This is a genomic window from Cupriavidus sp. SIMBA_020, from assembly GCF_046535395.1.
In the GTDB taxonomy this organism is placed as follows: domain Bacteria; phylum Pseudomonadota; class Gammaproteobacteria; order Burkholderiales; family Burkholderiaceae; genus Cupriavidus; species Cupriavidus campinensis.
This window is the reverse complement of the sequence record NZ_JAWRWU010000004.1, coordinates 241,308-256,809: the sequence shown is the minus strand read 5'-3', so window position 1 is coordinate 256,809 and position 15,502 is coordinate 241,308. Positions and strand designations below refer to the sequence as shown.

The following is a 15,502-nucleotide window of genomic DNA, read 5'->3' as shown; positions in this document are numbered from 1 at the left end:
TCAATGTGCGGAAGCCTGCAGGCTGACCGGAATCGGCGCGTCCGTGGCGGGCTTGCCGACAATCGTACGCACCACGTTGTAGGCCATGACCAGCATGCCGGTCAGGAAGCACAGGCCACCGAGCAGGCGGATCAGGTAGAACGGGTACTTCGCCTTGACCGCCTCCACGAATGCGTAGGTCAGCGTGCCGTCCGGCTGCGTGGCGCGCCACATCAGCCCTTCCATCACGCCGGCGATCCACATCGAGGCGATGTAGAGCACCACGCCAATCGTCGCAATCCAGAAGTGCCACTCGATCAGCTTGACGCTGAACATCTCCTTCTGCCCGAACAGGCGCGGAAACAGGTAGTACAACGAGCCGATCGAAATCATCGCGACCCAGCCCAGCGCACCCGAGTGGACATGGCCGATCGTCCAGTCCGTGTAGTGCGACAGCGAATTCACGGTCTTGATGGACATCATCGAACCTTCAAACGTGGCCATGCCGTAGAACGACAGCGCCACCACCATGAACTTGAGGATCGGGTCCGTGCGGAGCTTGTGCCAGGCACCGGACATGGTCATGATCCCGTTGATCATCCCGCCCCAGGACGGCGCGAGCAGGATCAGGGAGAACACCATGCCGAGCGACTGCGCCCAGTCCGGCAGCGACGTGTACTGCAGATGGTGGGGGCCAGCCCACATATAGGTAAAGTTCAATGCCCAGAAGTGGACAATGGAGAGCCGGTACGAGTAGATCGGCCGCTCGGCCTGCTTCGGGATGAAGTAGTACATCATCCCAAGGAAGCTGGTGGTCAGGAAGAAGCCCACGGCGTTATGGCCGTACCACCACTGGATCATCGCGTCCTGCACGCCCGCATAGGCGGAGTACGACTTCCACATCGACGCCGGCATCTCGATGTTGTTCACGATATGCAGGATGGCGATAGTCAGGATGTACGCGCCGAAGAACCAGTTGGCCACATAGATATGGCGCGTCTTGCGCTTGATGATGGTGCCGAAGAACACCACCGCGTAGGCGACCCAGACCAGGGTGATCAGGATGTCGATCGGCCACTCGAGTTCCGCATATTCCTTGGAAGTCGTGATACCGAGCGGCAGCGTGATGGCCGCCGCCACGATGACGATCTGCCAGCCCCAGAACGTGAACGCCGCCAGCGGCCCGCAGAACAGGCGCGCCTGGCAGGTACGCTGCACGACGTAGTACGACGTGGCAAACAGCGCGCTGCCGCCGAAGGCGAAGATCACCGCGTTGGTGTGCAGCGGCCTCAGGCGCCCGAAGGACAGCCACGGGGTGTTGAAATTAAGATCCGGCCAGATCAATTGCGCCGCCAGTAGAACGCCGACGGCCATGCCGACGATCCCCCAGACCACGGTCATCACGGCAAATTGCCGCACGACGCCGTAGTTAAAGGTGTCGACGCGTGGAGACGCGGTAGAGACATCCATTCAGACCCCCAAATACAGAAGTAAAGATCGTTTAACCCTAGTGTTGGTGTGACTTTAGAAAGCCGCCGCCACCCGCGTGTTGATCCCGGTCAAGTCGCAATTCAACGAAAGGAACTGTTGCGGCCGCGCGCCACCATGGCTCGTAAAAAGCTTGCAATTCATGGCTTGTCGTTATCGAGCAGGATGGCTTCGCCGGGCCGGTCAAGGTCGTCGTACTGCCCCGCGTTAAGCGCCCACCAGAGCGCGCCGGCGATCAGCGCCACAAGCACCAGGCTCATCGGCACGAGCAGGTAAAGGGTTTCCATGGTCAGCGCTCCTCGCGTGATGTCGGGTGCGGCACAAGTGTCTTATTAGGTACATGCAGCAGGCGCCAGGCATTGGCGACGACAAGCAGCGACGATGCAGACATGCCAATGCCTGCCATCCAGGCCGTGACCAGCCCGGTGGCGGCCAGCGGTATGGCCACGATGTTGTAGAGGAAAGCCCAGCCGAGGTTCTGGCGCACCACGCGGCGCGTACGGCGCGCTGCGGCAATGGCGCTGGCAATCTCGGCCACGCCCCCATGCGTGAGAACCGCGTCGGCGCCGGCCTGGGCCAGCGGCGCGCCGCTCCCGATCGCGATGGAGACCTGCGCCTGTGCCAGCACTGGGGCATCATTGATGCCGTCGCCCACGGCCAGGACCACGGCGCCGTCGCGTTGCAGCGCGGCCACATAAGCGCGTTTGCCCTCGGGCGTCACGGCGCCCTGCGCAGTTTCCATGCCGAAATAGTCCGCCCACCAGCGCACCGCCTCGACGTTGTCGCCAGATATCAGATGGGTGCGGACGCCAAGCAGATCGAGCGCGTCGAGCAGCGCCGGGGTCTGCGCACGCGCGACGTCGGACAGGCAAAACCGCGCCAGCAGGCCCTCGGAAGCCCCTAACCAGACCTCGGTGGCGCCGCGATGGGGGTTGCCGGAGGCGCCGATGACCGCGTCATCGCCGACCCAGACGCCACAGACGCCAGCTTCCAGCGCCAGCGCAGCCGCGAAGTCGCGCCGGCCAAGCCGCATGCGCCGCCCGTCGATAAAGGCTTCGACACCCTGCCCCGGCGCGTTGTGCAAATCGTCCACTGAAGGCTGCACCAGCCCGGACGATGACGCGCAGGCATCGCGGAACGCCCGGGCTATCGGATGCTCCCCGCCCTGCTCCATCGCCGCGGCAATCGCCAGACAGGCGTCCGCTTCGAGGCGGCCGGTGGCCTCTGTCAGTACCACTGCGAAGCGTCCCTCGGTCAGCGTGCCCGTCTTGTCGAGCACGATATCGGTAACGCGTGCGAGGGTTTCGATGGCGTGAGACCGCGTCAGCAGCACGCCGCGCCGCGACAGCGACGCTCCGGCCGCCGCCAGCGCTGCAGGGGTAGCCAGCGACAGGGCGCAAGGACAGCTCACCACGAGCACTGCCACCGTCACCAACAGCGCGCGCGATGGATCGATCCAGCCAGCCCAGACGACGCCGGTTACCGCCGCCATTGCAAGCAGCGCGCCGACAAACCAGCCCGCGACGCGGTCGGCCAGTAGCGCCAGCCGTGGCTTTTCCACGAGGGCACGATCCAGCACCGCCACGATCTCGGCCAGTCGCGTATTGGCGCCGATGCGTCCCACGCGCACCTCGAGCGGGCTAGCCGTGTTGAAACACCCGGCGAGCACGGCGTCGCCGATACTCCGTCGCACCGGGCGGGCCTCGCCGGTCAGCATTGATTCGTCGAGCTCACTGATGCCTGCCAGCACCACACCGTCCACGGGCACGATTTCACCGGCCTTGACCCGGATGCGGTCGCCAGCGCCAAGGCGAGCCACTGGCACACGCTCGACGGTTCCCCCCTCGGTCAGGCGCTCGCACGTGGCCGGCAACTGACGCGCCAGCATCTCGGCGCCGCTTCGGGACGCCTGACGCACGCGCAGCTCCAGATATCGCGCCAGCAGCAGGAACGCCACGAACATCGTCACGGAGTCGAAGTACACCTCTCCCACGCCACGCACCGTGGCAACTGCGCTGGCCAGGAAGCCGGCGGCCACGCCGATGGCCACGGGCACGTCCATGCCCATCGCGCGTTGCCGCAGGCTGCGCCAGGCGCCGGCAAAGATCGGGGAAGCGGAATAGAAAACGACTGGAAGCGTCAGCGCGAAGCTGGCCCAGCGCATCAGTTGCAGCTGGCCAGGATCGATCGTGGCTTCATGCGTGTAGATCGGCCACGCGTACATCATGACCTGCATCATGCCGAGCATCGCCACGGCCATCCGCATCAACAGCCCGCGCCGCTCGCGGCGGTCCTGGCGGTCGCTGCGGGACACCTCGAACGGCCACGCCATATAGCCGATGTCCGCCAGCGCGCCGAGCAAGGCAGACACGGATTGTTGCGATTCGCGCCAGCGCACCACCACGCGGCGCGTTGCCACGTTGGCCACCGCCAGTTCCACACCCGGCAGTTGGCCCAGGCGCTGCTCGATCAGCCACGCGCAGGCCGCGCAGCGGATACCTTCAGGCGCCAGGGTGACTTCGGCCTTGCCATCGCCAAGCGGGCGGACGAACTGCTGGCGTAGCTCGGACGTATCGTAGGCGGCCCAGACCGGCTCGGCTTCCCGGCGCGCAGTGGCGTCAAGGGGCCGCGAGAAACGCGAGGTGTCGCCATACAAATGACCGAACCCCGCCGCGTGGAGCGTCTGCGCCAATGCCTGGCAGCCGCCGCAGCAGAAGCTGCGCGCGCTGCCTTCGACATCGGCAATGAATGCCGGCTCAGCCGGCGTCAGCAGTTGGCCGCAGTGAAAGCAATGGCCGTCTACGTGCGTGGAATTCGATCGGGATGGCGAAGCGCCCGCCATCGTGGGTGCCGGAGGCGTCGCGGGAAACCCGCGCCGGACGGCGGATGGCGGTGATAACGTTGCCGCGGTCGCCGGCAGCGCCCCGGGGGGGCCACCAGCCGGCACGAGTGAGGGTGTAGGTAGGGACGGGGACGGCATGGTGCGCTTTTAATACCCACGGATAGTAGGTAGCACGCACACCATACGCCTTGATACAGATCAAATAGGTCGGATTCGTACCTGTCCGACAACAGCTTGCGGCTCCCCCCGCGCGGCCCGCTTCAGCTTGGGTCAGGTCAGCGAAGTGTCCATGGTCCGTCGCTCGGACTCCAGGTACTCCCGCGACTGCATTTCGATGATCCGCGACACCGTGCGATGAAACTCGCCGGCCATCTGGCCTTCGGTATACAACTCGTCGGCGGGCACCTCGGCGGACATCAGCAGCTTGACCTTGTGGTCGTAGAACACGTCGATCAGCCAGGTGAATCGGCGAGCCTCCGACGACATCCGCGGCGTCATCTTCGGCACATCGGACAGGATCACCGTATGGAATTCCGACGCCAGTTCCAGATAGTCGTTTTGCGAGCGCGGGCCGCCGCAGAGTGTGGCGAAGTCAAACCAGACCACGCCATTCGCCTTGCGCAGCGCTTTGAGTTCACGGTGCTCGATATGGAGGATCGGCGATTCGTCCGCCGTGCCGGCAATACCCACAAAGGCATCGCGCAGGGCCGCGCTGGCTTCCCGGTTCAGCGGCGTGTGGTACGCCTCCACCTGCTCCAGGGCGCGCTTGCGGTAGTCGATGCCTGCGTCCACGTTGAGCACATCGAGCTTCTCCTGGAGGAGGTCGATCGCAGGCAGCACCCGTTCGCGGTGCAGGCCATCCGGATAGAGCAGATCCGGGCGATAGTTCGACGTCATCACAAACTGGACGCCGTTTGCGAACATCTGGTCCAGCAGGCGGTGCAGCATCATGGCGTCCGCCACGTCGCTGACGTGGAACTCGTCGAAGCAGATCAGCCGGTATTTGCGTGCGATGCGCTTGGCCAGCTCGTCGAGGGGGTCGGGCCGACCTCGCAATTCCTCCAACTGGCGATGCACTTCGCGCATGAATTCGTGGAAATGGAGCCGCGTCTTGCGCACCACGGGCACGCAGGAATAGAAGCTGTCCATCAGGAATGACTTGCCGCGCCCCACCCCGCCCCACAGATAGACGCCCTTGGGCACCTCGGGGTGCACCAGCAGCTTCTTCAGCGCGTTGTTGCGCCGGTTCTTGTAGGCCACCCATTCGTCGTAGCACTGCTGCAGCCGTGCCACGGCGCGCAGTTGCGCCTCGTCCGACTGGTAGCCGCGCTGCTGCAGTTCTTTCTCGTAAAACTCGGTGACGTTCATGCTGGGTTCACGCTGGGGGCAACCGACGCGAGATGCGCGGGTGCTGCAAGTGAAAACGGCGCGCCGCTGGTTGCGGCGCGCCGGAGCTCACGCAATGGCAGGCATCAGCCTTACATGTTGAGCTGGCGCTTGTCCACGGCCAGCGCGGCTTCGCGCATGACTTCGGACATCGACGGGTGCGGATGGCAGACGCGACCGATATCTTCGCTGGCGGCCTTGAACTCCATGGCCACCACGGCTTCGGCGATCAGGTCCGACGCGTTGGCAGCCACAATGTGCACGCCCAGGATCTCGTCGGTCTTGGCATCGGCCAGCATCTTGACGAAGCCGTCCGAGGCGCCCATGCCCAGCGCACGACCGTTGGCCATGAACGGGAACTGGCCCGACTTGTACTGGCGGCCTTCGGCCTTCAGCTGCTGCTCGGTCTTGCCGACCCACGCGATTTCCGGGAAGGTGTAGATCACCCACGGAACCGTGTTGAAGTCGATGTGCGGCTTCTGGCCGACGATGCGCTCGGCCACGGCCACGCCTTCGTCTTCCGCCTTGTGGGCGAGCATCGGGCCACGCACCACGTCGCCGATGGCCCACAGGCCCGGCACCTTGGTCTGGCAGTGGTCGTCCACTTCGATGAAGCCGCGCGCGTCCACGCCCAGGCCCACCGCTTCCAGGTTCAGGTTGTCGGTGTTCGGCACGCGGCCGACGGACACGATCAGGCGGTCCACTTCCAGCGTCTGGGCCTTGCCGTCCTTGTCGTCATAGCTGACGGTGACGCTGTCCTTGCCGGTCTTGACCTCGTTGACCTTCACGCCGAGGCTGAACTGCAGGCCCTGCTTGGTCAGCAGCTTCTGCGCTTCCTTGGCCACGCCTTCGTCGGCAGCGCCCAGGAACGCAGGCAGCGCTTCCAGCACGGTCACTTCGGCACCCAGGCGGCGCCACACCGAGCCCAGTTCCAGGCCGATCACGCCGGCGCCAATCACGCCCAGCTTCTTCGGCACGGTCGGGAACTTCAGTGCGCCCTCGTTATCGCTCACGAGGTTGTTGTCCACGGTGATGCCCGGCAGGTGACGGGCCTTCGAGCCGGTAGCGATGATGACCTGCTTCGCGGTCACGACCTCACCGGCCACTTCCACCTGGAAGCCCTCGGCAGCCTTGCCAGCGAACTTGCCGTAGCCCTTGAGCAGCGTCACCTTGTTCTTGCGGAACAGGAACTCGATGCCCTTGGTCATCTTGCCGACGATGTCGTCCTTGCGCTTGAGCATCTTGGGCACGTCCACCTTGACATCACCCACGGTGATGCCGTGGTCGGCCAGGTGGTGCGAGGCGTTCTCGAACTCTTCCGAGGAAGCCAGCAGGGCCTTGGACGGGATGCAGCCCACGTTCAGGCAGGTGCCGCCCAGGCGCGGCTCGCCCTTGGGATCGTCATAGGCGTTGCCTTCGCAGCAGGCCACATTCAGGCCCAGCTGGGCTGCGCGGATGGCGGCGATGTAGCCGCCGGGGCCGGCGCCGATCACCAGCACGTCGAATTGTTTGCTCATGGAGTTTCCTTCTGGACGGCCTGCTCCCACCCGCCCGATTCAACGGGCGGCGGGGAGCGGGTGTCCTTCAATTCAGAGGGAGGAGACGGACGCTTACAGGTCCAGCAGCAGGCGGGCCGGATCTTCCAGCGCTTCCTTCATCGCCACCAGGCCCAGCACGGCCTCGCGACCATCGATGATCCGGTGGTCGTAGGACATGGCCAGGTAGTTCATCGGGCGAATCACGATCTGGCCGTCTTCCACCACGGCACGGTCCTTGGTGGCATGCACGCCCAGGATGGCCGATTGCGGCGGGTTGATAATCGGCGTCGACAGCATCGAACCGAACGTACCGCCGTTCGAGATCGAGAACGTCCCGCCCGTCAGCTCTTCCAGCGACAGCTTGCCGTCACGGGCCTTGGCGCCGAACTCGGCGATCTTCTTCTCGATGTCGGCCAGGCTCATCTGGTCGGCGTTGCGCAGAATCGGCACCACCAGGCCACGCGGCGAACCCACTGCGATACCGATGTCGAAGTAGCCGTGGTAGACGATGTCGTTGCCATCCACCGAGGCGTTGATGATCGGGTACTTCTTCAGGGCGTGTACGGCAGCCTTGACGAAGAACGACATGAAGCCCAGCTTCACGCCGTGTTCCTTCTCGAAGCGGTCCTTGTACTTGTTGCGCAGGTCCATCACCGGCTTCATGTTCACCTCGTTGAACGTGGTGAGGATGGCGTTGGTGGACTGCGACTGCACCAGGCGCTCGGCGATACGGGCGCGCAGGCGGCTCATCGGCACGCGTTCTTCCGGGCGGTCGCCCAGCGCGGCGAAGTCCACCTGGGCGGACACCTGCTGCAGGGCCGGCTTGGCCGGAGCCGGTGCCGGGGCGGCCTTGGCGGCCGGTGCGGGTGCCGAGCCGGCGGCCAGCACGTCACCCTTGGTGATGCGGCCATCCTTGCCGGTGCCAGCAACCTGGCCGGCGGACAGGCCGCCTTCGGCCATCAGCTTGGCAGCCGACGGCATGGCGATGCCGCTGGCGCCGGTAGCGGCAGCCGGTGCCGGTGCGGCGGCGGCAGGTGCAGCGGCCGGAGCCGGGGCGGCGGCTGCCGGAGCGGCGGCGCCAGCGGTGGCTTCGGTATCAATCTTGGCGATCAGTTCATCGGCCACGACGGTATCGCCGTCGTTCTTGATGATCTGCGACAGCACGCCGGCGGCGGGGGCCGGCACTTCCAGCACGACCTTGTCGGTCTCGATCTCGATCAGGATCTCGTCCTGGGCAACGGCTTCGCCCGGCTTCTTCTTCCAGTTCAGCATGGTCGCTTCGGCGACCGATTCAGACAGTTGCGGAACCTTGACGTCAACAATAGCCATGGTGAGAAATTTTCCTCGATGTATGCGTGTATGTTCAAACAGGCCGAAGCCCGGCGCGCACCACTGCGCACCGGGCCGGCCGTCTTATTACTTGGTCAGCACAAAGCCCTTGAGCTTGGAGAACGCAGCGTCCAGCAGCGCCTTCTGTTGCTCGTTGTGCTTTGCGTAGTAGCCCACCGCCGGCGAAGCCGAGGCGGGACGACCGGCATAACCGAGCTTCTGGCCTTCCGTCATGTTTTCCATGATGTAGTGCTGCACGAAGAACCAGGCACCCTGGTTCTGCGGCTCGTCCTGGCACCACAGGATTTCGGTCACGCCCGGGTACTTCTTGAGCTCGGCGGCCACGGCCTTGTGCGGGAACGGGTACAGCTGTTCCAGGCGGATGATCGCCGTGTCGGTGGCACCGCGCTCCTTGCGGGTGTTGACCAGGTCGTAGTAGACCTTGCCCGAGCACATGATCACGCGCTTGACCTTGCTGGCGTTCAGTTCTTCGTGATCGGGGATAACCGTCTCGAAGTGACCCTTGGCCAGGTCGGACAGCGGCGACACCGCATCCTTGTTACGCAGCAGCGACTTCGGCGTCATGATCACCAGCGGCTTGCGGAACAGACGGATCATCTGGCGACGCAGCAGGTGGAAGATCTGTGCCGGCGTGGTCGGCTGCACAACCTGCATGTTGTGGTCCGCGCAAAGCTGCAGGAAACGCTCGATACGGGCCGAGCTGTGTTCCGGACCCTGGCCTTCGTAGCCGTGCGGCAGCATCATCGTCAGGCCCGAGGCGCGGCCCCACTTCACTTCACCCGACGAGATGAACTGGTCGATCACCACCTGGGCGCCGTTCACGAAGTCGCCGAACTGGGCTTCCCAGATCACCAGCGCGTTCGGTTCCGCGGTCGAGTAGCCGTATTCGAAGCCGAGCACGGCTTCTTCGGACAGCACCGAGTCGATCACGGTGAACGGGGCCTGGTTCTCGGACACGTTCTGCAGCGGCACGTAGCTGCCGGCATCCCAGCGCTCACGCGCCTGATCGTGCAGTACCGAGTGACGGTGCGTGAAGGTGCCACGGCCGGCATCCTGGCCGGTGATACGCACGTGATAGCCCGAGGCCACCAGCGATGCGAACGCCAGGTGCTCGCCCATGCCCCAGTCCAGCGGCTGGTCGCCACGGCCCATGTTGGCGCGGTCCTTGATGACCTTCTCCACCAGCGGGTGCAGCTTCAGGTGCTCGGGGATCGTCGTGATCCGCTCGGCCAGGCGCTTCAGCTCGGTCACCGGCACGGCGGTGTCGGCGGCGTCGGTCCACTTGCGGTTCAGGAACGGCATCCAGTCCACGGCGAACTTGTTCTTGAAGTTCGACAGGACCGGGTCCACCGTGTGCTTGCCCGCGTCCATCGCGGCACGGTATTCCTTGACCAGCTGGTCGCCGAAGTCGGCGGGCACCAGGTTCTGCGCGGCCAGCTTGTCGGCGTACAGCTTGCGCGTGCCCGGGTGTTGCGAGATCTTCTTGTACATCAGCGGCTGCGTCACAGCCGGCGTGTCCTGCTCGTTGTGGCCCAGCTTCCGGAAGCAGATGATGTCAACCACGACATCCTTCTTGAATTCCATGCGGAAGTCGGTGGCCAGCTGCATGGCGTACACCACGGCTTCGGGATCGTCGCCGTTCACGTGCAGCACCGGGGCCTCGATCATCTTGACCACGTCCGTGCAATACAGCGTGGAACGCGCGTCGCGCGGGTCAGACGTCGTGAAGCCGATCTGGTTGTTGATGACGATGTGCATGGTGCCGCCCGTGCCGTAGCCGCGGGTCTGCGCCAGGTTCAGCGTCTCCATGACCACGCCCTGGCCAGCGAAGGCGGCGTCGCCGTGCACCTGCACCGGCAGGACTTCCTTGTGACCGGCTTCGCCACGGCGTTCCTGGCGGGCCTTCGACGAACCCTCGACCACCGGGTTGACGATTTCCAGGTGCGACGGGTTGAACGCAAGCGACAGGTGAACCGGGCCGCCTTCGGTCGAGACATCGCTCGAAAAGCCCTTGTGGTACTTCACGTCGCCGGCAGGCAGGTCATCGACGTGCTTGCCTTCGAACTCGGCAAACAGGTCCGCCGGCATCTTGCCCAGCGTGTTGACCAGCACGTTCAGACGGCCACGGTGGGCCATGCCGATCACGATTTCCTGCACACCCTTCGAACCGGCGTGCTGGATCAGCTCGTCCATCGCGGCGATGAAACTCTCGCCGCCTTCGAGCGAGAAGCGCTTCTGGCCGACGTACTTGGTGTGGAGGAAGCGCTCAAGGCCCTCGGACGCCGTCAGGCGGTCCAGGATGTGCTTCTTCTTTTCCAGCGTGAACACGGGCTTGGAACGCGTGGTTTCCAGGCGCTCCTGCCACCAGCGCTTCTGCGCCTGGTCGCTCACGTACATGAACTCGGCGCCGATGGTGCCGCAGTAGGTCTCGCGGAGGTTGTTGAGCAGCTCGCGCAAGCTCATCGACTCCTTGCCGAAATACGTGTTGCTGGCATTGAAGACGATGTCGAGGTCGGCCTCGGAGAAACCGTAGAACGCCGGATCCAGGTCAGGCAGGGGCGGACGCTCCTGGCGCTTCAGCGGATCGAGGTCGGCCCAGTGCGAACCGATGTTGCGGTAGGCGGCGATCAGCTGGGTCGCAGCAACGCGCTTGCGGCCCATGTCGGAATCGGCCGAGGCAACGATGGTCTTGATGGGGCCCTGCTTGGCGCGCTCGGCGAACGAGGCGACGATCGGTGCGTGGGGAATATCGCGGGAGTTGGAACCATCCACAGCCGGGACATTCTGCATCGCGTCGAAATACGCGCGCCAGTTGTCGGGAACCGAGCTGGGATTCTGGAGATAGGCCTCGTACAGCTCTTCCACATAGGGGGCGTTGCCGCCGAAGAGGTACGAATTGCTCTGATACTGCTGCATCATGGGGCGCTCACTATTCTCCGGGAATGCCGGAGTTAAGCGGGTTCATCAACCTTCCGCGACACGGCTTGACCGGTTAGCGGATTGCAAACAACTCTTGGGAGCCAGACAGCGCTACCTTGAACGAACGGCACCGCAAAGGTGCCGTCTGTCTTGGGTCTCACCGACAGCCCGAAAGGGCAAGTTGTGCGGGGAAGGACCTTAGTCTTCACTCGCAAAAGCATAGCACGTTTGCCCAACGACAGTGGGGACTTTTCGTGATGCAAAATCATGACCGTTGTCGGCAGACATCGGCGCCACGCCAGTCAGCCGGCCGGCTCGATCCGATCGACCGCGTCCGTGATCAGTCCGTCCAGCCCCCAGGACAATAGCTCGGCGGCCCGGGACTCGTCGTTCACCGTGTAGCACAACACTTGAAAACCCTCCGCATGGGCGCGGGCGATGACGGCTGCATCCAGTTCGCGATGGTTGGCGTCGAGCGCCACGCAGCCCAGCCGGCGCAGACGCTCGGGCCAGTCGGCGGGCAGCTTGTCGAGCAGCAGCGCGCGCGGCAGGCCGGGCGCAACCTGGCGCGCGGCGTCGAGCGCCTCCTCGGAAAACGACGAAAGCAGCGGCGGCACGTCGGCGCCCTGCCAAAGTGAAAGTGCGTCAATCGCCACTGCAGCACCCGTGCGCCATTCGGTACCCGGCACCGGTTTGATCTCGATATTGACGTGGAAACCATTGGCGCGTGTATAGCGGGCGATGGCTGCCAGCGTCGGCACCGGTTCGCCGGCATAGGCCGGGCTGTGCCAGCCGCCGGCGTCCAGCGCGGCCAGTTCGCCCAGCGTCAGCGCATCGACACGGCCCTTGCCCGACGTGGTGCGGTCCAGCGTCGCATCGTGCATCAACACCAGCTTGCCGTCGGCCGACAACTTCACATCGAACTCGAACATCCGGTAGCCGAACGACGCGCCGTGCCGGAACGCGGCCAGCGTATTCTCGGGCGCGAGCTTGCCGGCGCCCCGGTGCGCGATATGGCGCGGATACGGCCAGTTGGCCGCGTCGATCACAGGAAAAGTGCCGCTTGGCGCACTCATGCCAACGCCTCGATACGCTTGCCCGACGTCGCATCGAAGAAGTGCAGATGATCGGCCGAAGCCGTCACCGGCAGCCGGTCGCCGGCGCGCACCGGCATGTGGCTGTCCAGCCGGACCACAATCGGCTGGCCACCCAGCGAACCATAGGCGAATGAGTCGGCACCCAGCGCCTCCACCACGCGCACATCAACGTGGGCGATGGCGTCATGGGCCGCGCAGGGCTCGATATGCTCGGGACGCAGCCCCATCAGCGCCTGCTCGGGCAGGTGCAGGCCCATCGGCAGATGGCCAAGCGTGGCCGGTGCGCCCTGCCCCTCGCCCGCACCATTCGCCTTCGGCACCACACGCATCTGCGCCTCGCCCTGGGCAGCGTTGGTGCGCACCACCGGCACCAGGTTCATCGGCGGCGAGCCGATAAAGCTGGCCACGAAGGTGCTGGCCGGACGCGAGTAAACCTCGAGCGGCGTGCCGATCTGCTCCACGCGGCCGCCGTTCAGCACCATCATGCGGTCGGCCAGCGTCATGGCCTCGACCTGATCGTGGGTGACGTACAGGCTGGTGGTGCCCAGGCGGCGATGCAGGTCCTTCAACTCGAGCCGCATCTGCACGCGCAGCTTGGCGTCAAGGTTGGACAGCGGCTCGTCGAACAGGAACACGGCCGGCTCGCGCACGATGGCGCGGCCCATCGCCACGCGCTGGCGCTGGCCACCCGAGAGCGCGCGCGGCTTGCGTTCGAGCAGCGCACCCAGCTCCAGAATGCCCGCCGCATGCTTCACGCGCTGGTCGATCTCGGCCTTGGACATGCCGCGGATGCGCAGCCCATAGGCCATGTTGTCGTACACGGTCATATGCGGGTAGAGCGCGTAGTTCTGGAACACCATCGCGATGTCCCGCTCGGCCGGCTCGAGGTTGTTGACCACCTTGTCGCCAATATGGACCTCGCCACCGGTGATGGTTTCCAGCCCGGCGACCATGCGCAGCAGCGTGGACTTGCCGCAGCCCGAGGGGCCGACGATGACGATGAACTCGCCATCGGCGATTTCCATGTCGATGCCGTGCACGACCTGCGTGCCGCCGGCGTAGGTTTTCTGAACGTTGCGAAGTGACAGTTTTGCCATGGCTTTCTCGTAATTCGCTTATTTTTTCGCTTACTTTTCCGTTTCGACCAGGCCCTTGACGAACCACCTCTGCATCAGCACCACCACCACGGCGGGCGGGATCATCGCCAGCATCACCGTGGCCATCACCAGATTCCAGTCCGTTGCGGCATCGCCCGAGCGCGAAATCATCTGCGTCACGCCAACCACCACCGGGGTCATCGATTTTTGCGTAGTAATCAGCAGCGGCCACAGGTACTGGTTCCAGCCATAGATGAACTGGATGACGAACAGCGCCGCGATGCTGGTGCGCGAAAGCGGCAGCACCACGTCCCAGAAGAAACGCAGCGGGCCGGCGCCATCGATGCGCGCAGCTTCGGCCAGCTCGTCCGGAATCGTCAGGAAGAACTGGCGGAACAGGAACGTGGCTGTGGCCGATGCGATGATCGGAATGGTCAGGCCGAAGTAGCTGTCCAGCAGGCCGAGGTCCGACACCACCTTGTAGGTCGGCAGGATCCGCACTTCCACAGGCAGCATCAGCGTGATGAAGATCAGCCAGAAGAAGGTCTTGCGCAGCGGAAATCGGAAATAAACGATGGCGAAGGCCGAGATGATCGAGATCGCGATCTTCCCGAGCGCGATACCCAGCGCCATGATCAGGCTGTTCTTCATCATGGTGGCGACCGGCGATGCGGCCTCCCCCACGCCCTGGAACAGCACGGTGCGAAAGTTCTCAATCAGGTGGCTTCCGGGGATCAGCGTCATGGGCGAATCGAGCACCTGTTCGGCCGTCAGCGTGGACGCCACGAAGGTCAGGTACACCGGAAACGCCACAACGACGATACCGAGGATCAGCACCACGTGGGTGATGACATCAAGAATTGGACGACGTTCTACCATTTTTGGGCGCCTTTCGTGTCAGTACTGGACCTTGCGTTCCACGAACCGGAACTGCACCACGGTCAGCGCAATGACGATCACCATCAGTACCACCGACTGCGCGGCCGAGCCGCCGATGTCCATGCCGCGGAAGCCGTCGTGGAACACCTTGTAGACGAGCGTGTTCGTCGAATTGAACGGGCCGCCATGTGTCACGGCATCGATGATGGCGAAGGTATCGAAGAATGCGTAGACCACGTTGATGACCAACAGGAAGAACGTGGTCGGCGAAAGTAGCGGAAATATGATGGACCAGAAGCGCTTCCACGGCCCGGCCCCGTCGATGGCGGCCGCCTCGATCAGCGAGCGCGGAATGCTTTGCAGCCCGGCCAGGAAGAACAGGAAGTTGTAGCTGATCTGCTTCCACGCCGCGGCCAGCACCACGAGCGTCAGCGCCTGGTTGCCATTAAGCAGGAAGTTCCAGTCCACACCGCCCTTGCGCAGCGCGTAAGACACCACGCCCAGCGTCGGGTTGAACATGAACATCCAGAGCACACCCGCCACGGCCGGCGCTACGGCATACGGCCAGATCAGCAGCGTCTTGTACCCGGTGGCCACGCGCACCACGCGGTCGGCGAAGTAGGCCAGCAGCAGCGCCACCGAGAGGCCGACCACCGTCACGCCAATGGCGAAGATGGCCGTGACCTCGAACGACTCCACATACTGCGGGTCTGCCCACAGCGTCCTGAAGTTATCGAGCCCCACGAATTCGAGATTGATGCCGAAGGCATCCTGCTGGAGCATCGACTGCCACAGCGCCTGGCCGGCCGGCCAGAAAAAGAAGATCATCGTGATGGCGATCTGCGGCAATACCAGCAGATACGGCAGCCACGGCGACCGGAAAACGACGCGTTTTTCCATCGTCAAGCCTTTTTATAACGCAAGCGG

Annotated in this window: 11 protein-coding genes; all 11 read right to left on the bottom strand. The window is 64.3% G+C overall.

All coding sequences use genetic code 11. From position 1 onward, the window contains the following. Positions 1 to 1,449 carry a cytochrome-c oxidase, cbb3-type subunit I gene (gene ccoN / locus SB751_RS10365; protein ID WP_144200796.1) on the bottom strand — a complete coding sequence of 483 codons (1,449 nt, stop codon included), beginning with the start codon at positions 1,447 to 1,449 and terminating at the stop codon, positions 1 to 3. A 158-nt stretch (positions 1,450 to 1,607) separates the two neighbouring features. Further along, complete coding sequence (gene ccoS / locus SB751_RS10360; RefSeq protein WP_092289615.1) at positions 1,608 to 1,754, bottom strand: cbb3-type cytochrome oxidase assembly protein CcoS; 147 nt, start codon at positions 1,752 to 1,754, stop codon at positions 1,608 to 1,610. A 2-nt stretch (positions 1,755 to 1,756) separates the two neighbouring features. Further along, positions 1,757 to 4,309, bottom strand: a complete 2,553-nt coding sequence (locus SB751_RS10355; RefSeq protein ID WP_410748010.1) for a heavy metal translocating P-type ATPase — start codon at positions 4,307 to 4,309, stop codon at positions 1,757 to 1,759. Between the two features lie 270 nt (positions 4,310 to 4,579). Then, complete coding sequence (gene zapE / locus SB751_RS10350) at positions 4,580 to 5,677, bottom strand: cell division protein ZapE (protein ID WP_144200799.1); 1,098 nt, start codon at positions 5,675 to 5,677, stop codon at positions 4,580 to 4,582. 110 nt (positions 5,678 to 5,787) lie between these two features. Further along, the gene (gene lpdA / locus SB751_RS10345; protein ID WP_144200801.1) at positions 5,788 to 7,212 is read right to left on the bottom strand and encodes a dihydrolipoyl dehydrogenase; all 1,425 of its coding nucleotides are present in this window, start codon (positions 7,210 to 7,212) and stop codon (positions 5,788 to 5,790) included. Between the two features lie 93 nt (positions 7,213 to 7,305). Next, positions 7,306 to 8,562: a 2-oxoglutarate dehydrogenase complex dihydrolipoyllysine-residue succinyltransferase gene (gene odhB / locus SB751_RS10340; protein WP_092289624.1), complete on the bottom strand. Its 1,257-nt coding sequence runs from the start codon at positions 8,560 to 8,562 to the stop codon at positions 7,306 to 7,308. A gap of 87 nt (positions 8,563 to 8,649) precedes the next feature. Further along, positions 8,650 to 11,502, bottom strand: coding sequence for a 2-oxoglutarate dehydrogenase E1 component (locus SB751_RS10335; protein WP_211943903.1), 2,853 nt, complete (start codon positions 11,500 to 11,502; stop codon positions 8,650 to 8,652). A gap of 302 nt (positions 11,503 to 11,804) precedes the next feature. Next, on the bottom strand, positions 11,805 to 12,578 hold the full coding sequence (gene ugpQ / locus SB751_RS10330) for a glycerophosphodiester phosphodiesterase (RefSeq protein ID WP_144200807.1): 774 nt from the start codon (positions 12,576 to 12,578) through the stop codon (positions 11,805 to 11,807). Continuing rightward, on the bottom strand, positions 12,575 to 13,696 hold the full coding sequence (locus tag SB751_RS10325; RefSeq protein WP_211943901.1) for a sn-glycerol-3-phosphate import ATP-binding protein UgpC: 1,122 nt from the start codon (positions 13,694 to 13,696) through the stop codon (positions 12,575 to 12,577). The genes ugpQ and SB751_RS10325 overlap by 4 nt, the downstream gene beginning before the upstream one ends. 30 nt (positions 13,697 to 13,726) lie before the next feature. Then, entirely contained in the window at positions 13,727 to 14,575 is an 849-nt protein-coding gene (ugpE, locus tag SB751_RS10320; protein WP_144200811.1) for a sn-glycerol-3-phosphate ABC transporter permease UgpE, read from the bottom strand. An 18-nt stretch (positions 14,576 to 14,593) separates the two neighbouring features. After that, a complete protein-coding gene (ugpA, locus tag SB751_RS10315; protein ID WP_144200813.1) occupies positions 14,594 to 15,475 on the bottom strand; it encodes a sn-glycerol-3-phosphate ABC transporter permease UgpA in 882 nt (293 codons plus the stop codon). Between the last annotated feature and the right edge of the window lie 27 nt (positions 15,476 to 15,502).